This window comes from Alteromonas alvinellae, assembly GCF_902705805.1.
This window is the reverse complement of record NZ_CACSIH010000248.1, coordinates 1-20,446: the sequence shown is the minus strand read 5'-3', so window position 1 is coordinate 20,446 and position 20,446 is coordinate 1. Positions and strand designations below refer to the sequence as shown.

General features: G+C 44.2%; 18 protein-coding genes. 12 read left to right on the top strand and 6 right to left on the bottom strand.

The features are described from left to right. The 5 genes from ACX5KA_RS19500 to ACX5KA_RS19480 all read left to right on the top strand — a co-directional run. On the top strand, positions 1-391 hold a 391-nt coding region (locus ACX5KA_RS19500), incomplete at its 5' end, for a hypothetical protein (RefSeq protein ID WP_458731995.1). Positions 392-968: 577 nt separating this feature from the next. Continuing rightward, on the top strand, positions 969-1,181 hold the full coding sequence (locus ACX5KA_RS19495) for a hypothetical protein (protein WP_458731994.1): 213 nt from the start codon (positions 969-971) through the stop codon (positions 1,179-1,181). Positions 1,182-1,315: 134 nt separating this feature from the next. Beyond that, positions 1,316-1,684, top strand: coding sequence for an MmcQ/YjbR family DNA-binding protein (locus ACX5KA_RS19490; protein ID WP_458731993.1), 369 nt, complete (start codon positions 1,316-1,318; stop codon positions 1,682-1,684). Positions 1,685-1,698: 14 nt separating this feature from the next. Further along, entirely contained in the window at positions 1,699-2,076 is a 378-nt protein-coding gene (locus ACX5KA_RS19485; protein ID WP_458731992.1) for a DUF3703 domain-containing protein, read from the top strand. Then, positions 2,066-2,857: a PhzF family phenazine biosynthesis protein gene (locus ACX5KA_RS19480; protein WP_458731991.1), complete on the top strand. Its 792-nt coding sequence runs from the start codon at positions 2,066-2,068 to the stop codon at positions 2,855-2,857. Before ACX5KA_RS19485 ends, ACX5KA_RS19480 begins: the two co-directional genes overlap by 11 nt. A gap of 157 nt (positions 2,858-3,014) precedes the next feature. Here ACX5KA_RS19480 and ggt read toward each other — a convergent pair whose 3' ends face one another. Together ggt and ACX5KA_RS19470 are read right to left on the bottom strand one after the other, a co-directional pair. Further along, positions 3,015-4,772 (bottom strand): gamma-glutamyltransferase, encoded by a 1,758-nt coding sequence (gene ggt, locus ACX5KA_RS19475; protein ID WP_039222127.1) that lies wholly within the window; start codon positions 4,770-4,772, stop codon positions 3,015-3,017. 14 nt (positions 4,773-4,786) lie between these two features. Continuing rightward, the gene (locus ACX5KA_RS19470; protein ID WP_458731990.1) at positions 4,787-5,551 is read right to left on the bottom strand and encodes an enoyl-CoA hydratase; all 765 of its coding nucleotides are present in this window, start codon (positions 5,549-5,551) and stop codon (positions 4,787-4,789) included. A 112-nt stretch (positions 5,552-5,663) separates the two neighbouring features. Between ACX5KA_RS19470 and rrtA the strand changes: the two genes are divergently transcribed. Further along, the gene (gene rrtA / locus ACX5KA_RS19465; protein WP_370244012.1) at positions 5,664-6,248 is read left to right on the top strand and encodes a rhombosortase; all 585 of its coding nucleotides are present in this window, start codon (positions 5,664-5,666) and stop codon (positions 6,246-6,248) included. A gap of 202 nt (positions 6,249-6,450) precedes the next feature. On the opposite strand, the gene ACX5KA_RS19460 is transcribed toward rrtA, so the two are convergent. Continuing rightward, complete coding sequence (locus ACX5KA_RS19460; RefSeq protein ID WP_039222134.1) at positions 6,451-8,946, bottom strand: S9 family peptidase; 2,496 nt, start codon at positions 8,944-8,946, stop codon at positions 6,451-6,453. A gap of 178 nt (positions 8,947-9,124) precedes the next feature. On the opposite strand from ACX5KA_RS19460, the gene ACX5KA_RS19455 reads away from it, so the two are divergent. After that, a complete protein-coding gene (locus ACX5KA_RS19455; RefSeq protein WP_039222136.1) occupies positions 9,125-9,679 on the top strand; it encodes a glutathione peroxidase in 555 nt (184 codons plus the stop codon). Positions 9,680-9,849: 170 nt separating this feature from the next. Here ACX5KA_RS19455 and ACX5KA_RS19450 read toward each other — a convergent pair whose 3' ends face one another. Continuing rightward, a complete protein-coding gene (locus tag ACX5KA_RS19450; protein ID WP_039222139.1) occupies positions 9,850-10,452 on the bottom strand; it encodes an FMN-dependent NADH-azoreductase in 603 nt (200 codons plus the stop codon). A 239-nt stretch (positions 10,453-10,691) separates the two neighbouring features. Here ACX5KA_RS19450 and ACX5KA_RS19445 point away from each other — a divergent pair, with 239 nt between their 5' ends. Continuing rightward, positions 10,692-13,160: a CHRD domain-containing protein gene (locus tag ACX5KA_RS19445; protein ID WP_458731989.1), complete on the top strand. Its 2,469-nt coding sequence runs from the start codon at positions 10,692-10,694 to the stop codon at positions 13,158-13,160. 108 nt (positions 13,161-13,268) lie between these two features. On the opposite strand, the gene ACX5KA_RS19440 is transcribed toward ACX5KA_RS19445, so the two are convergent. Together ACX5KA_RS19440 and ACX5KA_RS19435 are read right to left on the bottom strand one after the other, a co-directional pair. Next, positions 13,269-14,510, bottom strand: coding sequence for a cystathionine gamma-synthase family protein (locus ACX5KA_RS19440; RefSeq protein WP_458731988.1), 1,242 nt, complete (start codon positions 14,508-14,510; stop codon positions 13,269-13,271). A gap of 96 nt (positions 14,511-14,606) precedes the next feature. Continuing rightward, a complete protein-coding gene (locus ACX5KA_RS19435) occupies positions 14,607-15,242 on the bottom strand; it encodes a 1-acyl-sn-glycerol-3-phosphate acyltransferase (protein WP_458731987.1) in 636 nt (211 codons plus the stop codon). A gap of 279 nt (positions 15,243-15,521) precedes the next feature. On the opposite strand from ACX5KA_RS19435, the gene ACX5KA_RS19430 reads away from it, so the two are divergent. From ACX5KA_RS19430 to ACX5KA_RS19415, 4 genes are all read left to right on the top strand, one after another. Next, positions 15,522-16,304: an NRDE family protein gene (locus tag ACX5KA_RS19430; RefSeq protein ID WP_458731986.1), complete on the top strand. Its 783-nt coding sequence runs from the start codon at positions 15,522-15,524 to the stop codon at positions 16,302-16,304. Between the two features lie 147 nt (positions 16,305-16,451). Next, positions 16,452-17,642: an amino acid aminotransferase gene (locus tag ACX5KA_RS19425; protein WP_014949721.1), complete on the top strand. Its 1,191-nt coding sequence runs from the start codon at positions 16,452-16,454 to the stop codon at positions 17,640-17,642. A 285-nt stretch (positions 17,643-17,927) separates the two neighbouring features. Next, positions 17,928-20,093, top strand: coding sequence for a S46 family peptidase (locus tag ACX5KA_RS19420; protein WP_458731985.1), 2,166 nt, complete (start codon positions 17,928-17,930; stop codon positions 20,091-20,093). Between the two features lie 66 nt (positions 20,094-20,159). Continuing rightward, on the top strand, positions 20,160-20,411 hold the full coding sequence (locus ACX5KA_RS19415; RefSeq protein WP_458731984.1) for a hypothetical protein: 252 nt from the start codon (positions 20,160-20,162) through the stop codon (positions 20,409-20,411). The last annotated feature ends 35 nt before the right edge of the window (positions 20,412-20,446 follow it).

Sequence of the window (20,446 nt, the reverse complement as noted above, 5' to 3'; positions counted from 1 at the left end):
TGGGACGCTAACACGTGGGCTGGCTCGCTTCGCTCGGATTTTAGCCCACATATCATTTTCCCTAAACGGGGTGTTAAGTTCTTGTTTTGATATGGATGTTTATATGAGTTCAGATATTAAAGTCGATATATTATTTGCGGGGTTGTTACTGATTCCTGTTGTAATTTTAGGCGTACCTTATGTGCAAAAAAAGTTAAACGATTACGTAAGAAATAAACCTATTTCGGTTATGCCATTACCCATAGCGGTTTATTTGGTTTACGACATTTCAATGGAAAGTAACATCTTTGGAATGATTGGTTTGTTTGTTGGATTTTGTGTTTTCTTTTTTACCTATGCGGCATCAGTCTCTCTGCTCGCATCAACCATCAAAACCAGAAAGGCTAACTAAATGTTTCAGTGTCATTGAGTGGAACATAACAAGCCAATCGACACACTCACTGCGGTCGCTGGGACGCATATACGCGGGCCGGCTTCGCCATTATGCCCCACGCAACTGCGCCGCTTAGCTCAATGTTATGTGCTAATCTGTGTAATGAAAATAAAAGGACCTATTAAGTGAAATCACTAGTATTCTTAATTCTAAGTATACCTCTGCTAAGCGCCTGTATAGTAGTTCCAGATACCGATACGGCTAAAGTGAACAAGTGTGAGATATCCTCGGACCGCAAAACACTCAAAGTTGTCAATGGTTTTGAGGATACAAATACCTTCTATTCAATCAGTGGGCTTCTACTAATACCAATATCAGGTGTTGTTTCCGGCACATACGTAGCCATCAATAATGTCTACCATCTTGGGGAGGAAACACTTGTCTGTGGGTCTGAAAATGCACGCACATAACAACCCAATTAATTCGCTCACTTCGTTCGCTGGGACACAAGCACACGGTGCGGTTTCGTGATTGTGCTATGCTAATGGCACCTTATTTAAACGTAATAAGTAATCATAAATAATAGGAAGTATTAATGAATATAAATGCTACGTTTCTTGGGCAAATCATACTCGTTTTCGCTCTATTTATGGCCATTGCTGGCTTTTACTTTGGAAAGCGCAAGACTACATCGCCTATAGCTACCTCTGTGATTGCTTTTTTAACAGCTTTTCTCCCGCCCTTAGCATTAGTATTTTTAATTGTCTTGGTTTCAAAGAAGGATATAAAAACGAGCACGGAGGTTTAATGAGCGAAATAACAACGCAAAGAATAACAAATGCTATTTCAGAGTTAATCAGCAAGCATCGTAGTGACAGCGACATATAGTATTATGATAAAGATCGATGACTCATGCTTTGACAACTAGTTAAACGAATGCCTATGACCCTTGATGAATTTAATCATTTTTGCAAAGCACTCCCCCACACTACTCATGTCGTTCAGTGGGGAAATTCAGAAGTATGGAAAGTAGGCGGTAAAGTCTTTGCTATTGGAAGCATTGGCAAGGACGGACACCCTGCTTTTACCTTTAAAACATCTGAGCAAAACTATTATTTTCTGGAAGAAAAGCCTGGCTATAGACCAGCCCCCTATCTTGCCAGTCGCGGAATGAAGTGGATACAGCAGTACAATTGCGACAGTAATGAAGATGATGCATTAGAATACTATTTAAGCGCGTCGTTTAAGCTAGTATCGTTAGGGTTAACCAAGAAAATGCAAAAAGAGCTTGGTTTAAATCAATCTCAGTAGAAGGTGCTTACACCATGTTGAAAGCAAACATCTTTACGCGAAACATCCGTCCTTATGTTGAAGAAGAGTTGGCATTAGCTCGCAATGAGCAAAATTACGGAAATAAGGCTGAAGCCTTCGCTCATTTGGAAAATGCCCACGTTCTTGGTCAAGCGTCTACAAGGCTACACGTAAAAGTACACGTTCAAATGCTTTTATGGGCAGTGAAACAAGGCAAAATTGGTGAAGTTTTTGGTCAACTTTTCAGAATAGCTGGTGCTGCCACAAAAACTGCTTTTGGGCTAGTACCTCATGGAAATACAGGTGGTGCTAACGTTAGTCCATTTAAAGCAATGCCAATTAAACCAAACTTAAATACGATCATAAAAAAAGCGCGTTCTTATGAAAATTAGAATTAACGTTGTTGATGCATTTACCAATGTAAGGTTTAAGGGCAATCCTGCTGCAGTAGTTATAACGGGAAAATGGCTTAGCGACGAAAAAATGCAAGAAATCGCTGCTGAGAATAACCTTTCTGAAACTGCTTTTTTAGTTGAAGATGATAACGGTATATTCTATATCCGCTGGTTTTCCCCCATGACGGAAATCGACTTCTGTGGCCACGCAACGCTGGCATCCGCGTTCGTAATCTTTAACGAAAATTACCAATTACCGCACATTTCTCTATTCGCCAAGTCGGTGGGGATGATGAAAGTCGTTAAGAAAGAAGACGGGTTCATTCAAATGGACTTCCCTAATAGAATTCCTCACCCTGTTGATGACGTGCCTGAAGCGTTACTACAAGGGCTTTCTATCAAGCCCAAAAGGATTCTAAAAAATAACCAAGCTTATTTTGCTATTTATTCAAACGAAGATGATGTTTTAAGCGTAGTTCAAGACAGCGAACAACTAAAAACACTAGCGCCTTATGATGTGGTAGTGACAGCGCCTGGTACGCAATTTGACTTCGTATCCCGTTATTTCTGGCCTGCGAACGGCGGTGATGAAGACCCGGTTACCGGTTCAATCCACACTGGGCTAGCGCCTTATTGGGCAAAAGAGTTGGGACGATCGAAACTTACGGCATATCAGGCATCTAAACGAGGCGGCACATTAAAATGTGAGGTGATTGGTGACCGCGTGCTTATTTCTGGCCAAGCGGTGTCTTACCTTGAAGGTTATATTAATATTTGATGGTTGATGGCCTTAAACGAAGTAATCGATAAAAGAGAACTCTTGTCTCGAGTGTTACCGCCCGCCTCAAACAAAAAAGCGGAAGATATTAAACCTTCCGCTTTCACTCACGCAACAGTGCATTGCTGCATCTAGTTTTAACTAGGCAAATACCAAATTAGCGCCCTACTGCAATGCCTTCTCTGCGAGGATCTGCGCCGCCAATTAATTTACCTGATTTAAACTGAATGCCGTGAAGACCGCTGTTTAAATCCACCACTTTAACATTGTGGCCAAGTGCCTTTAATGGCTCTTCAAGCTCAGCTATCGGTGTGCCCTTTTCTAACGCCGTATAGTCGTTTCTATTAGTAATTTTAGGAAGATTGATGGCCTGCTGAATATCCAAGCCAAAGTCTAAAACTCCAATTAGGGTTTGAGCGACGTAGCTTACAATTCTAGAGCCGCCCGGCGAGCCTACAACAACCTCAAGGTTCCCTTCTTTGTCGAACACCATTGTAGGGCTCATCGCGCTTCTAGGGCGTTTACCAGGCTCTACGCGATTTGGTACAGGAAAACGGTTTTTGGTTGGTGAAAATGAAAAGTCGGTAAGCTGATTATTAAGCAGGAAGCCTTCTACCATAATCCCAGAACCAAACATAAATTCAATGCTGGTAGTCATTGATACTGCATTGCCCTCTTTGTCTACTATAGAAACGTGTGAGGTATTGGGCAGCTCCATTGACGTACCAAGTGCTACATTCGCATCGGCGTAGGGGTTGCCCGCGCGTTTGCGGCGCCACTCTTTATCAACAGCAATACTCTCGGCACGGCGCTGAAGATATGCTGTGTTGATCATGGCCGCAAATGGTAGGTTAGTAAAATCGCTATCTGCTATAAACTTCTCGCGATCGGCATATGAAAGCGCACTTGCTTGCGTATACAGGTTGGCAAATTCTACTGAATCCGGTGCGTATTGACTAAGGTTAAAACCTTCTAACATTTTTAGAATTTGATAAACGTTCACACCACCAGAGCTAGGTGGTGCCATACCGCAGATACGCTTTTCGTGATATATCCCACAAACAGGTTCACGCTTTACAGGCTCGTAGCTTGCTAAGTCTTCTAACGTCATCTGCCCCGGGTTGATTTCAGCGCTGTTTACCGCTTTTACTATTTTTTCAGCGACCTCGCCTTTCAATAAATAGTCGCTGCCCTTTTCTGCAATACCTCTTAAAGTTTTAGCTAACTTCTTGTTTTTCTTGACCGTGCCTTCTTTTAACGGCAGACCTGCTGGGAAGAAGTAAGTAGAGCTTGCAGGAAAGGTTTTCAGCCCCGGGTGATAGTCTAATGCAATAAGTTTGGCTAAACGCGGCGATACTTTAAAGCCGTCTTCTGCTGTTTTGATTGTATCGTCGAACAGCGTATTCCAAGGCAACTTGCCGAACTCGCCCTGAGCCATTTCTAGCGCTTTTACTGCACCAGGCACGCCAACTGACTTACCACCTACTACGGCATCTAACCAGCGCATTGGCTTATTACCTTCAATAAACCAATGAGAATTGACTGCTTTCGGTGCAGTTTCACGGCCGTCAAAGGTATGAAGTACTTTGTTTTTATTATCCCAATAAAGGATAAATGCACCACCACCGATGCCTGACGATTGTGGTTCAACCAACGAGAGCATCGATTGCACAGCTACCGCTGCATCGATTGCACTGCCGCCCTTTTCTAAAATATTCTTTCCCGCCCAAGACGCATAGGGGTTTGCCGCTACAACCATATAATCTTTGGCTTCAAATGCCTTTTTCTCTATGTAGCCTGTTGCCGCTTCTGGTTCTCCAACTTCACGCGTTTGCTTCGCGTTCGCACCAAAAATAAAACAGCTAGATAATGCAAGAGTTACCACTGAAGCTCTGAAAAAAGCACTGCGTCTCAAAATAATACTTCCTCTTATTTAAATTTTTCGGGGTTTATTGGGCGTTTTTTAAGAAACGCATCAAACGCTTCTTGAGCTGCGGTTGTGCCCAACGCTTCTAAAAATATATCAAACTCTTCGTTCATTTGTTGGTTTGTTCGCTCTCCGTCACCTTTTAATAGCGCTTTTGTTTGTTTAAGCGAAAATGAAGGCTTGGCGACGAGTTTCTCTACCGTAGTTTGAACCGTTTGATCTATTTCATGAGCGTCGACAATTTTTGTCAGAATACCAAATTGATAAGCATCAGCAGAGGTAAAGGGTTCGCCCAGCATTAGCCACTCTGCCGCCTTTATATGACCGGCAACCTTAGGCAAAAGATAACTTGATGCATATTCAGGAACAAGCCCTAAGTTGATGAATGGTAGAACAAATCGGGTATCTGGAGTGGCGTAGACAAAATCGCAGTGAAGTAAAAGCGTTGTGCCTATGCCCACTGCCAACCCGTGAACTTGCGCAATAACCGGCAAGTGACACGCCGCCAGAGCGCGCATAAACGCAGCTGTTTCTGGCACCTGAGCGTGATCTTGTTGCTGTGCGAAGTCTCCAATGTCATTCCCTGCAGTAAAACAATCGCCCGCGCCCTTAATGACCACCACTTTGGTTGAGCCATCGTTCTTAACACCTAATATGGCGTTCGCCATTTCTTGGTACATGTCCCGCGTTAATGCATTTTTTTTATCGGTACGGTTAAGCTTAATGGTTAAGCATTGCTGGTTTGTTTCGGTAATAATGTAAGACATAATTACTCCTTTACTGTCGTCTTTTTTATTTTAGGTGTACTTCAGTTTTCACCGCGTTGGCAATTTCTGTATCATAGCCAGCAAATTCGAAATTCAAAAATAACTAACACTGATGATGTCACTGCCGTTTTCGCTTAAGTATAGCGCTGGTCCTTTATTTGTAGCGCTATGCTCCGTTGTCGCGTTTTTCTTTGAGCCCATGTCTGGCAATTATTTGGCTTACGACAGGTATGCCATTCAAGGTTTAGAAACCTGGCGTATAGTCAGCGGAAATATCGTGCACACCAATGGCTATCACTTACTTTTAAATTTAGCAGGTCTGGCGTTATTGTGGGCACTCCACGGTGAACATTATCGCCTTGGTTTGTACTTAAAAGTTTTTGTGTGGTGCTGTTTGGGAACCAGTATTGGGCTTTATTTTTTCTCTCCGGATCTCATTTGGTACGCAGGCTTATCTGGCGCACTACATGGTATTTTCGCATGGGGCGCCTGTGTTGATATTAAGGAAAAGATGAAGTCGGGTTGGCTACTGCTTATTGGGTTAGCGATTAAAGTGGGATACGAACAAATAGACGGTAGTAGTGAACAAGTTGCAAACCTGATTGACGCAAAAGTTGCCGTAGATGCGCATTTATTTGGTGCGCTTACGGGTATAGCAATCTTCTTACTTATGTTCATTACGGCGAAAAGAAAATAGAAACTCGAGCGTTATAGCGTCACTCTTTTTGCGCATTTTGATTTGTTAAGTTGGATTAAATGTGTTTTCTCAAAAGAATTATGGCAATAAAAAAGGCCCGAATTCATTGAATTTGGGCCTTTTTCTGTATGTGCTGAAAGCAATTAGGTCATAAATAACCCAGCGCCTCATGGACGCTGGGCAATTCAAGTAGAGGCTTTGCTTATAAGTTTTCCTCGAATAACTTATAGATACGGCGGTATTCATCTAGCCACGAGCTTGGCTGCACAAAGCCATGTGGCTCTACCGGATAAATGGCCGTTTCAAAATCTTCTTTCTCAAGCTCGATAAGACGCTGTACCAATCGCACGGTGTCGTGGAAAAACACGTTGTCATCAACCATTGGCGCATTGATAAGCAGCGGCTTTTCTAGTCCATCTGCGAAATAAATTGGCGAGCTACGCTCAAAAGCGATGGGATCAATATCAGGCGTATTCAGTATGTTTGCCGTATATGGCGTGTTGTAATGGGCCCAATCGGTTACCGGACGAAGTGCTGCACCTGCCGCAAACAGGTCTGGCGCGGTAAACATAGACATAAAGGTCAAGAAGCCGCCGTATGAACCGCCATATGTGCCAATACGCTCACGATCTACATTTGCATTTTCAACAAGCCAGTTAACACCATCACGCAAATCTTGCACTTCAGGCGTACCCATTTGACGATAAATAGCGGTTCGCCAATCGCGTCCGTAGCCAGCACTCGCGCGATAGTCCATATCTAGTACGACATAGCCTTGCTGCACGAGCATGCTGTGGAACATGTACTCTCGGAAGTAACCAGACCACCCCATGTGGGCGTTTTGCAAATAGCCTGCACCGTGATTAAACACTACCGCTTTATTTGGTGCCGACTTGTCGTAATTTTCCGGTAAATATACTCGTGCGTAAATAGGTGCATCGGTATGCGACGATTCAATAGCAACGATGTTAGGCACCGCCCATGGAAGTGCATTAAAATCAGCACTGGTGCTTTGCGTGATTTGCTTTGCCGCTGTTGTTTCGTTTGCTGGCTTAACGTAAAGCTCTTGTGGCTGATTCACCTTGCTATGGCTTAGCAGCAAATTTTTACCATCAGGGCTAAGTGAGTAGTCTGTCATACCATTCAAATCAGTCATGGTATCGATGGTATTGTCGCTTAAATCTGCACGATAAACTTCGTAAAGCCCCGGATGCTCCATGTTTGCTTTAAAGTAGATATAGTTGTCATCGCTAGAAAGCGTTAAATCGTCAACAATAAAACGGCCGCTGGTTAGCGCGACTGGCTTCTCGCCAGGCTTTTGGACGTATAAGTGAGAGTAACCAGTATGCTCAGACTGATAGTAAAGCGTCTCGCTGTCATTTAGCCAATCAAACGCGTTGAAACGGTAGTTTACCCAAGCATCGTCATGAAGCCTATGTTGGTTTTCTAGCGTTTTATTCGCTAAGTCGACCGTTGCAATCCAGCGGTCTTTGTTGTCCCATGCTTCTAGCATAACGGCAACGGCGTTACCGTTTTTGTGCCAGCGAATAGAAGGCTTAGTCCAGTACCAGCTTTGCAGTAAGGTAATGTCGCGCGGCAAACGATTAACTTCATAGGTCTCGCCTTTTGCCTTCGCGTTTTCTGCTTTTACGTCAGCAAGTACGTCGTCATTGTAGCCAGGCAAATTAAAGTATTTAAGCTCACTCTTCTCACCTGTCTTCAAATTAAGCAGCCACAGCACGTGATTCACCGATTCAGCATCTGCAACTCGTTGGCGTACCGGCTTCGCTGCAATGCGGCTGTCTTCTTGAATGTAGTGTGGCATGATATCGCTGTCATCGCGAGTCGGCTTACTTTCCGTAGTGGCTACTACCGCGAAGTTACCTGCAGGTGATACGCTAATACCCGCTAGTCGATGCGACTTATCAAAGTAAAACGGCGTAGGTGCTACACTGCTGTTTTCTTTGGCCAACGCTTTATGCGCTTCGTCTTTTTCTTGTCTGTTTTTCCGCTGTAGTTTGATGTATTCCACCAGCGACTGTTGCTGCTCGGCAATATAATCTTTAGGCGGCTCAACCGCTTTGGGTTCGTCGCTAAACTCCCAGCTCAACAATTCTTCGCGGGTGCCGTTAGATAGGTCTATAGCAATAAATTTGTTACCGCTTAACGCCATTAAGCGGCCATCAGTCATAAATGAAAGCGTTGACAGCGCATTCCCGCCACGAGCGATACGCACGGTCTCACCGTTGGTAAATTGCACATAAACACTGTCTTCAAATGAATAGGCAATAACCCCGTCATCTCTTACTACACGTTCGTCAAATCGGTACTTATGTAAATCTGATAATGGCGCTTTTACTGCGTTTGCTGGGTTAGCAAGTTCAGCAACATAAACATCTGTTAACACGCTATTCTGTCTTTCTTTTTCAAAAACAATTTTATCGCCATTGACCGACCATCCCATACCTTCGGGTAGCGCGCCCATCCATTGAGGGTCTGACATTATTTGCTTTAAAGTAATTTCACCATTTTGTGCGCTGTTCTGAGGCGCGACATCTGGAGTAACGGTTTGCTGAACTGTGGCAGCAGGAAGCGATGTAGACGTGGTTTGGTTAGATGGCTCGTTAGTGGTGCTTGCACATCCGCCCAACGCAAAAGTTACGCTGGCCGCGATGAGTAAAGAAGAATATTTTTTCATTATTTTAAGTCGTTGTTATTTAAAAAACGGTAACATTATACGCAGAGCAACAACTAAAGCGCTAACGTTCATCGATTGAGATAGTGAACCAAACGTATGCGTTTTGCGTTTATGGTTTGGAAACGTGGTCTGTCGACCTGAACAAAATAACAAAAATTAACTGATGAGGTAAAACACTATGAAAGCGAAAGGTTTTATACCGGCGTTACTTGCGCTGAGCTTTTTTACGTCTACTGGCTTTGCGAATGAGTGCCCCAGCGTACTTAAGTTTATGAAGCGTAAACTCAATTCTCAAGAAACGGTGAACTTGTGTGACGAATACGCGGGGAAAACTCTACTGGTAGTCAATACTGCTAGCTATTGCGGTTATACGCCCCAATTTGAAGGCTTAGAAGCGTTGTACAGTGACTACAAAGATAAAGACTTTGTAGTGCTAGGTTTCCCGTCGCACGATTTCAATCAAGAAGATAATGATGAAGGCAAAACGGCGGAACTGTGTGAATTGACATACGGTGTAAAGTTTCCGATGTTTGAACCAATATCGGTAAAAGGCGAAGACGCCGATCCTATGTATAGAATGCTAAAAACCGCCACTGGCAAAGCGCCATCGTGGAATTTCAACAAGTACCTTATTGACAGCTCAGGTAAACAAATTACCCACTACCCTAGCTCAACAAAGCCTACTGATCCGGCTTTTATTGCTGACATAGAGGCACTGCTAAAAAGCGAATAAGGCAACCGGTATTCATATCGTTTTTGGGTTTCACTAAACGCGAGTATAAATACCATACATAAAAAAGCCCCGCGTAATACGCGGGGCAATCAAGCACACTCAACTTGGAACACACTTTTAGCTGAAAACATACTTCCTACGTTTTAGCTAACTGCATTAATTTAGTGTGTTTAGTTGTTGGTTAGTTCAATAATTTTTTCGCTTGCTTCAGAAAAAGCCTTGTTTGCTTGCTCTTCGCCCATGTTAAGTCCTTCAGCGTAAACGAATTTTACGTCACTGATACCAACAAAATTTAAAAAGTGTTTTAAATACGGCGTTTGCGTATCAAAGTCTGAACCTGCATACACACCACCACGCGCGGCAAAAACAGTCGCTGATTTATTTTCTAGCAAACCTACAGGTCCTGTCTCAGTATATTTAAAAGTTACACCTGCTCGCGCTATGCGATCGAAGTAGGCTTTTAGACTTGAAGGAATGCCAAAATTGTACATAGGCACTGCCAACACAATTTCGTCAGCCGCTTTGACCGCTTCAACAATGTCGTCAGAAATTTTTGCCAATGCGTGTTGAGATTCATTTCTTTCAGAAGCCTCAGTCATCCACGCCTGCATTTCTTCACCTGTCAGATGTGGTAACGCAAGTTTTGCCACGTCTACACGATTAACACGCACAGAGTCATTGCTTTCAATTTTTGAAAGATACTCATTTGCTAATTTTGAAGAATTACCCTGACTGCCGCTAAGGCTGGAAAATATAGCTAACACTGTTTTCATGCCGAACTCCATTGATTCGTTGTTTCGATAATCTAAACGTATTTTAGGGCAATTAGGTTGGATGAAAATATCAAAAACATGAAGACTTCGTTCTATTTTGTAGAACAAATTTGTACTAACACCGTATTTGTAAAAATTCTGTAAACATTACATTGCGTTAATGTTGCAAGGAGGATGATCTTCTCGTATTTGCTCAGCGTAACCGAGTTTGCCACAACACAATTAAGAGGATACAAAAAATGAGAAGGACCAAAGCGCTCCTTGCATGTTCAATAGTACCACTATTTTTAATCGGTTGCTCTGATGATGACGATGATGAAGTCGTTGAAGTTCCCGCCCCCGTTATTGAGTATTCAAACGTTCGCGTTGTCCACGCGGCATCTGACGCTCCTATGGTCAATGTCACCGCTAATGACGCGATTCTGAATGGTTTGGAAAATGTTGATTATCAGGTCGCTTCATCGCGTTTTGAAGTTGAAACGGGTACGTACGACATTGGGGTAACTGGTATTCTCCCTGGTGAAAACGCTGAAGTACTGCAGGCCGACGTCACGTTAGAAGCAGATGTGAATTACGATATTTTCGCCGTTGGAAATGTTTCTGACGAAACCTTATCGTTACTCACGGTCACGAGCATGGAAACCGCAGTGGAAGCTGGCAACGCCCAAGTGCAGATTGTTCATGCAGCATCTATGGCGCCAATGGTTGATATCTATGTTACTGCGCCAGAAGCAGATATTACCGCTGAACAGCCACTAGTCACCGCGGAATTTACTGACGCAACTGATTTAATTCAAGTACCTGCAGGCGATTATCAAATTCGTATTACACCTGCCGGTGAGACAACGGTTGTATACGACTCTGGGACAGTAAACCTTGCAGACGGTGCTGATTTGCTTATTGCCGCTACCAATAATGTGGGCACAGGTGATTCACCAGTAACACTTTTGGCCGCAGACGGTGACAGCAGTTTCAAAATTTGGGATGCAGAAGCAGGTGCCGAAATACGCGTGGTACATGGTATCAGCGACGCGCCAGCGGTGGACGTTATTGCTAACAACGAAATTGTGCTAGTAGACGGCATTCAGTTCCCCCGAACCACAGACTATTTGTCTGTTGCGGAAGGTGATTACTTAATTGATGTTGTAGCCGATAACGACAACAGTTTTGTAGCAATTGACGATGCTGAGTTGACGCTAGAGATAGGCATGTCTTATACCGCCATTGCAAACAACGTACTTTCTGCCCCAGAATTAGACGTATTAGTTGATATGCCTCGCTCAATTGCGACAGAAGCAAAAGTACGAATCGTACATGCTTCACCTTCAGCAGGTAACGTAGATATATACGTAACTGCAGATGGTGAAATTGACGCGGAAGACCCAGTGTTTTCCGATATTGCTCATGAAACTGGCGAACTCGTAGAAACAGGTTATGTAAGCCTTGCAGAAGGTGACTACGTAGTTACGGTTACACCAACGGGCACCAAAACAGCGGCAATCGAAACAGGTGTTTTAACGCTTGAGAATGGTGAGATTTACACTGCTATCGCACTAGATGGCGCAATGGAAGGCGACTTGCCTCAACTAGCATTGCTTGATGGGCTTGCGCCACCTCCACCTGCTTTTAATGCAGATATGACTTACAACGTAAGTTTAAGTGGCTCACAAGAGGTACCCGCAGTTGATACTATGTCTACTGCAACAGCAGTGGTTGAAATTGACGAAGATTTGCCTGCATTTAGCGTAAGCGTTCATGTTTCAGGCCTAACTGACGTTACTGGTGTACACGTGCATGTTGGCGGCATTGGTATGAACGGCCCGGTTGCTTTCCCACTAACTGATGCTGGCAATGGTACGTATGTTTTAGCTGAAACTAACATTTCGCCGAGTAACCTAGATGCACTGACCAGTGGTGAATGGTATCTAAATGTTCACACTACAGCTAATCCTAGCGGTGAAGTCCGTGGCCAAATAGTTCCAAACACAACAGCGGTAGTAACATTCTCGCTAAGCGGCAGTCAAGAAGTACCAGCAGTAGATACTATGGCAATGGGCTCTGGCTATGCCCTTTTCGATACGACCAATAATAATGTTTCTCTTGTAGCGGTAACGACCATCGAAAATGCGACTATGGCACATATTCACACTGGCTTCGCTGGTGTAAATGGCCCTGTGCTAGAGGCGTTAGTCGAAAGCGAAGAGACAGCTGGCGTGTGGATGACCGACGGTAGCTTGATGCTTGATGAAGCCACAGCTACGCAACTTCTATCAGGCGGCCATTATGTGAATGTGCACACAGCAGCCAATACTGGCGGTGAAATTAGAGGTCAGATTACGCCTGACAACATTGAAGTGTACGGCATCATTGCCGATGGCCTGCAGGAAGTTCCCGCTGTTACTACAACGGCAAGCGGTGCTGGCGCATTTACTCTGAATACATCTACAGGTGCATTGTCAGGAAGCGTAACCATTACTGGTATGACAGCAACTATGGCGCATATTCACGAAGGTGAAGCCGGTGTAAATGGTGGTGTGTTACTGGGGCTCACTGGTGGTACCGATGGTGTGTGGTCTGTGCCAGCTAATACAACGCTAACGGCCGATCAAATGGGCGTGATGGCTGACGGAGGTCTTTACACAAACTTCCACTCAGACGCATTCCCTAGTGGTGAAATTCGTGGCCAAATCACGCTTGGTTTCGACTAATGAGTTACAGAGAACGCTTTTTGAATGATATGTAGCAAAAGGCAACTGGCTTAAATTAAAAAGGGGCGAAAGCCCCTTTCTCTGTACTCTAACACAACTAATCGCTATCTAAATCGTGTCTAGCGCGGTCTCGAAATCTGCAATCAGATCTTGTGTATCTTCAATACCTACCGAAATACGTAACATGGTATCGGAAATACCCATTAACTCACGTTCTTCTGCCGTATTCTCAAAATAAATGGTAGGAGCAACAGGTAGCGCCAGCGTGCGATTATCACCTAAATGCGTTGCACAAATAACCAGCTGCATTTCGTTTAGAAAGGCCACTGGATCCGCACCATCAATTAGATCAAAGCTTAAAATTGCTCCGTAGCCACCGTTTAGGTATTCCCGTGCCATAAAATGCTGTGGATGGTCAGCAAGCCCAGGATAAAACACTTTAGATACTTTTGGGTGATTATCTAGGAAGGTTGCTAGCTGCATAGCATTGTGTTGACTTCGAGATAGACGCAGATCTAAGGTTTCCATGCCCAAAGCGATAGCCGTCGCTGACTGTGGCGCCAATGTAGCACCTAAATCACGAAGCCCTTTCTTTTTGATTTGAGTAATGCCCCACTGCGCTGTATCTGCAACCTGATAGGCTGGCTTTAGGTTTTCAAACTTTGTCCAGTCGAAGTTGCCCGTATCGACAACTGCACCGCCTAAGACATTCCCGTGACCCGCAATATATTTTGTCAGCGAGCAAAACACCAACGACGCCTTAACGTCTTTTGCATAGAAAACTGGCGGCGGTGTCATAGTGTTATCAACCATAAACAGCATGTGCTTTTCTTCACAGAATTGACCAATTGCGTGAAGGTCGGCGACCTGTGTTACAGGGTTTGCCACGGTTTCTGTGTAAACACCTTTTGTGTTCGGCTGGTAAGCTTCTTTGACTTGCTGAATGTCGGTCACATCAGTGAACGTAACCTGCACACCGAAATCTTTTATCGTTTCGAAAAAGCTTCTTGTGTTGCCGAAAAGGTATTGGCTTACGATTAAATGATCGCCCGACTTTAACAAAGCGAATAAAGAACTGCTTATGGCCGCCATACCCGTTGAGTAGCACAGCGTACCTACTCCGCCTTCTAAATCGTTGAGCATATTTTGCAGTGCAGCCACAGAAGGCGAAGAAGAACGAGAATAGACGTGAGCGGCGCGCTTGCCTTGAAACGCATCTATAATGCCTTGCGCATCTTTAAACTCAAAAAGAACCGAATTAGATGTGCTGCTGTGTACACCACCATGTTCCGGGGTATTTAGCATGCGATCAGAATGTACCTGACGGGTTGTGAATCCCAATTTTGTCACGGGTGAAGCTCCGAAAATAGATGTTTGCGACCTAACCAAATACGCACTGTATTAGTCTATTTAAGACTGATACATACATACCACGTACACAAATGGTTATGGCTTTATAATGCAGTTTTTAGGATATTTTGCGCAAACATTATCATAAAACGAATAAATAGTTTGCATTTGTTCATCTATATTAGTCACTTTCTGAATAATCGGACCCAATACAATTCTTTTTCTAGCGTAGTCCAAACCTATGGCTTGGACAGGAATTTCAGCTTGTTGTGCAATATGCATAAACCCCATTTTCCATGGATAAATGGGGCTACGAGTTCCTTCTGGCGCTAAAGCAAGAATAAGCTGATCAGCCTCTTTAATTTTATTCGCAATAGAGGTGACCACGCCGTGGGCTTTGCTTCTTTCAATGGGAATGCCCCCTAGCCTTTTTACAATTGCACCTAGCGGTGGCTTAAATATGGTGTGTTTGCCAAAAAAATTAATGTTTAACTTAAAAGCAAAAACCACGAATAAACCAATAAAGAAGTCCCAGTTTGATGTATGCGGTGCTACCACTAATATAGCTTTTTTATGATTTATGAGTTCGCCTTCTACTTGCCAGCCTCTTTTCGTGAGCACCCATGCGGCAAACGACGACAACCAATTTGGCCATTTTCTCGGGATATCGTTTCCCACAATGACTTTACTAGCTAATTGAGAATGGTTATTAGAATTCGAGGGTTTTCTCATTTTTATTATACTCTGTTTATTGTTTTTGGGGCTTTGTCTAGGGCTTAATATATTGGTGAGCTACATCGGCATGGCATTATCGGCAAGTTGCTTTCAATACTTCATTGACCCTCAAGCTTTCTTTTTCTGTTTTATACCCGCATATTGTCTTAAAGAGCAACACATTAAACTGCGCATACATTGACGAAGAGTAATCAAGACGTAAATGTAACACAATTGTTAAAGCAGGTGGTAAAACGGTGTGTATAGAACGAGTTAAGAAAGGACACTAGGTGAACTATGTGTATTTTATTTATCGCAAACAAGATGCGAGATGACTACCCACTGCTCATTGCAGCGAATCGAGACGAGTTTTACGCAAGACCGACTGCACCTTCAACATTTTGGGAAAACCACCCGCACTTACTTGCTGGGCAGGATTTAGAAGCTGGCGGCACTTGGATGGGTGTTACGCGTAACGGCGACATCGCTGCACTTACCAATGTAAGAGACCCACACAACATCAATAAGAATGCAGTATCCCGCGGTGAATTAGTTGCCAACTGGTTAGAGCAAAGCCCAGCCCCAAAAGGCAATGCAGAACAGTCAGCATATTTAGCTAAGCTTGAAAAAACGCGCCAGCGATACAACGGCTATAATTTACTATTTGGTAATGTAAATGCGCTTCAGGTTTACAACAACGTAAACAATTCGACCCACTCAATTGATACTGGCGTGTATGGGTTGTCAAATGCTGATATTGCTACGCCATGGCCAAAAGTCACCCAAGGGGTTACTGCCTTAAGTGATTACATTGAGCAGCAAAGCACAATCAATGATGACGATTTATTTGATATTCTGCGCCACGAAAATAAAGCAGAGGATGCACACCTACCCGACACGGGAATAGGTTATGAATGGGAAAAGGCGTTGTCTTCCATTTTTATTCAATCCGAAAAATACGGAACGCGTACCTCTACACTGCTATTAGTAGATAGAAACAATACGCTGACCTGGAAAGAACGACGCTTTTCAGACAAAGGCGAAGCACAAGAAACCCGCGCTTTTTCTTTTTCAATTTAGGGTGTTTTTGAAATGAAACTTTCGTTTACGTTTTCTTTCCTCGACTAATTGAAATATTTTCAACCTTTAGGGGTCGTTTTTTCTACCATCGGTGGCATAATGCCAGCCTGCTATCTTTTGCATACCAACGTAACGTGAGGACATATCGTGTTTGAAGTATTACCCCATCTCGCCCCAGATCCAATTCTTGGCCTGTCAGCTGCTTTTCGTGAAGACACCAACCCAAACAAAATCGATTTAGGTGTTGGCGTATATAAAGATGAGCAAGGTAATACCCCTATTCTTTCAAGTGTCGCAAAAGCGCAAAAAGTGCTTTTAGATACCGAAACTAGCAAAACCTACATCACGCCTCAGGGCAACCAAGGTTTTATCGACGGTATGTTGTCTTTGCTATTAGGTAAGACTAGCCCCGTTCTATTAGCAGACCGCGTTGCAGCGGTTCAAGCTCCAGGTGGTTGCGGTGCATTGCGTATTCTTTCAGAACTACTTGCCCGTTGTAACGACAACGCTAAAGTATGGGTAAGCGACCCAACATGGGCGAACCACATTCCACTTATCGGCTCTGCGGGTCTTAAAATCGAAACCTACCCGTACTTCGATAAAGCGTCAGCAAGCATTCGCTTTGACGCTATGATGGAAACCCTTCGCAAAACTGAAAAAGGCGATATCGTTCTTCTACACGGTTGCTGTCACAACCCTACAGGTGCTGATCTTACTAATGCACAATGGGATGAAGTACTAGAAGTAGCGAAAGAGCGCGAATTCCTGCCTTTCATCGATGTGGCTTACCTAGGTTTTGGTGAAGGTTTGGAAGAAGACGCGTACGGCATGCGTTTGTTGGTAGAAAACCTACCAGAGGTTATCGTTGCAGCTTCTTGCTCTAAGAACTTTGGCCTTTATCGCGAACGTGTTGGTTTGGCTGCCATCATTACTGAAGATTCAGCAACCCGTAAAATTGCTCAGGGTCAAATTCAGTCAATCGCACGTGGCATCTACTCTATGCCACCGAGCTACGGCGGCGCGTTGGTAGACATTATCCTAGCTGACGAAGCCCTTAACAACGAGTGGGTATCTGAAGTGAACGAAATGCGCGATCGCATGAAATCACTCCGTGCAATGCTAGTTCAAAACCTTCACGATAATGGCTCGCCTAAAGACTTTAGCTTCGTAAACGACCAAAAAGGTATGTTCTCGTTCTTGTGTATTACTCCAGAGCAAGTGCGCGAAGTGCGTGAAAAGCACAGTGTGTATTTTGTTGATTCTAGCCGCGTGAACATTGCGGGCATCAACCAAGAAAACGTAGAAACACTTGCTAAAGCATTGGTATCAGTGCTTTAAGTACGAACTATTGATACTTAAGATTCGAAAGGCAGGGTTCACACCCTGCCTTTTTTATTACCTCAAATTACCCGTCTTCCTATTTCTGCGATGAACGCCCCAACCACGCTGTCAGTAGCGGTTAGTCACACTTTTTAACAAATTCACGCAGTGCGCTATACGCCTTTTAGTAGGGCAAGCCGGATATAATCGTTACACTGTAACAATGTTGACGTACACGTTAACTTGGTATTTATTACGACTGACTTATAACAATGAGATTAACGACAAGAACAAGGATCACCCATGTCTAAAGTAAGTGTATTTTGTCTTTCTGCCGCGCTACTTGGCAGTGCAATGCAAGTAAATGCTAAGGAAGGCATGTTCACGCCAGAACAGCTCCCTTCAATTGCTGGCGATTTAAAAGAAACAGGTTTGGCAATTCCTGCAAGTAGTATTAACGACTTAACCGCGTTTCCAATGGGCGCTATTGTTTCTCTTGGCGGTTGTTCAGCATCGTTTGTGTCTGACAAAGGCTTGGCAGTTACCAATCACCACTGCGCACGTGGTTCAGTACAATACAACAGCACCCCAGAAAATAACTACTTAAAAGACGGTTTTCTAGCTAAAGAAATTGGTGACGAGCTACCCGCAGCACCGGGTACTCGCATGTTCGTTACGGTAGATTTTTCTGACGTAACCGACAAAGTTATTGGCGGTATCGATGATGATGTTCAAGGACGAGAGCGCTACGACCTTATCGAAGCTAATCGCAAAGCACTCATTGCAGAATGTGAATCTGAAGCAGGCTTCCGCTGTTCTGTTCCTTCATTTTTCCAAGGCCTTGAATATAAGCTTATAAAGCAAATGGAAATCCGTGACGTGCGTATAGCCTATGCACCTGCTGACTCTATAGGGAAATACGGCGGTGATGTAGATAACTGGATGTGGCCTCGTCATACGGGCGACTTCTCTTTCTATCGTGCTTATGTGGGTAAAGACGGTAAACCCGCTGATTACAGTGAAGAGAACGTGCCGTTTAAACCTGACCATTTCTTAAAAGTTTCGGCAGCTGGGCTTGAAGACGGCGACTTTGTTATGGCAGCGGGCTACCCTGGTTCTACTAATCGCTATGCACGTTTATCACAAGTGTCGTACACGTTTGATTGGTTATATCCCACTTACCTTGAACTGGTAGACGCGTGGATCAAGACTATTGAAAGTGCATCTGAAGAAGGCAGCGATGCGCGTATCAAATACGAAGCATTGTTAGCGGGTCTTAACAACTTCCACAAAAATACGTTAGGCCAGCTTTCTGGCGCTAAACGCGTTGGACTTGTTCCACGTCGCGCTGAGCGTGAAGAGCAACTAGCTGCATGGCTTGATAAAAACGGTAAGAGTGAAATGAAGCAAGCACTAGCCGATCTTGATGCGGTTAGTGCTGAACAAATGCAAATGAACAAGCAAAACTTCTGGTACAACAACCTAAGTCGTGCACAACTCTTGTCGTCAGCTCAAACCCTGTATCGCAATGCCATCGAAAAAGAAAAGCCGGACGCAGAACGTGAATCTGGATTTCAGGAGCGCGATCAAATTCGTCTGAAAGAAGGCGTAGAGCGCATTGAGCGTCGCTTTGATCCGGCCGTTGATCAGGCCGTTTGGCAAAAAATGATTAGTATGTACCTTGAACAGCCTGAAGAAAACCGAGTAGCCGCGTTCGATAAAGCAGTAGGCATTGATGGTGATACCGACGGAAAAACACTTCAGAAGAAGTTAAAGGCGTTTTACGACAAGACTTCATTGACTAACACTGAAGAACGTTTGAAATGGTTAACTGCAAGCCGCGCTGATTTCGAAAATAGCAACGACCCGTTCATTAAACTTGCGGTTGCCCTGTTCGATACCGAGATGGCTATTGAAGATAAGAGCAAAACGCTAAGCGGTAAAGCTGCCGCGCTTCGCCCTAAATACATGAGTGCCATTATTGAGTGGCAAAAATCTTTGGGCAGCCTTGCTTATCCAGATGCAAACAGTACGCTGCGCGTTACTTACGGGAATGTAATGGGCGGCTCGCCAAAAGACGGCCTAATTTACGAGCCGTTTACTCGTCTTGAAGGTATTACCGAAAAAGACACGGGCGAGACACCGTTCGACTCACCTAAAAAGCAGCTTACGCTTATTGAGGACAAGAAATACGGCCCTTACAAGTTAGAAGCTATTAACAGCGTGCCGGTGAACTTCCTTACCGATTTAGATTCAACAGGTGGTAATTCAGGCTCAGCAACGCTTAACGCAAAAGCAGAGCTTATCGGTCTGTTGTTTGACGGTACGTTCGAGAGTGTTAATTCTGATTGGGATTTTGACCCGAAAACAACCCGTACCATCCATGTAGATAGCCGCTACATGTTATGGGTAATGGAATACGTTGACGGTGCAACGAACCTCATCGAAGAGATGACCATCGTTAAATAACCACCAAATAATGGGGTCAGAGTAAATTTCTGTCTCCCATTTCCGTTAACTGAAAAGGAGATCGTTATGAGGTTACTAATAAGGCTTGTTAGTTTAGCCGTGGCTGCGTACTCGTGTTATAGCGGAGCTATAACCGGCGAGTGGAAAGCATCTATCGCTATTGTTTCGCTATGTGCGTTGGTGTTCCTAATTACGTTTATTTCCAATACTCGAGGCGCTACGCCAGGCTCTCAAAGCGATGGCGCCTCAGCGATATACACGCCAAGCAGCAGTTCAAGCTCATCTTGCAGCAGTGATGGCGGCGGCGGAGATTGCTAAAACCCAATGGGGTCAGAGTCTGAGGGATCCCCACG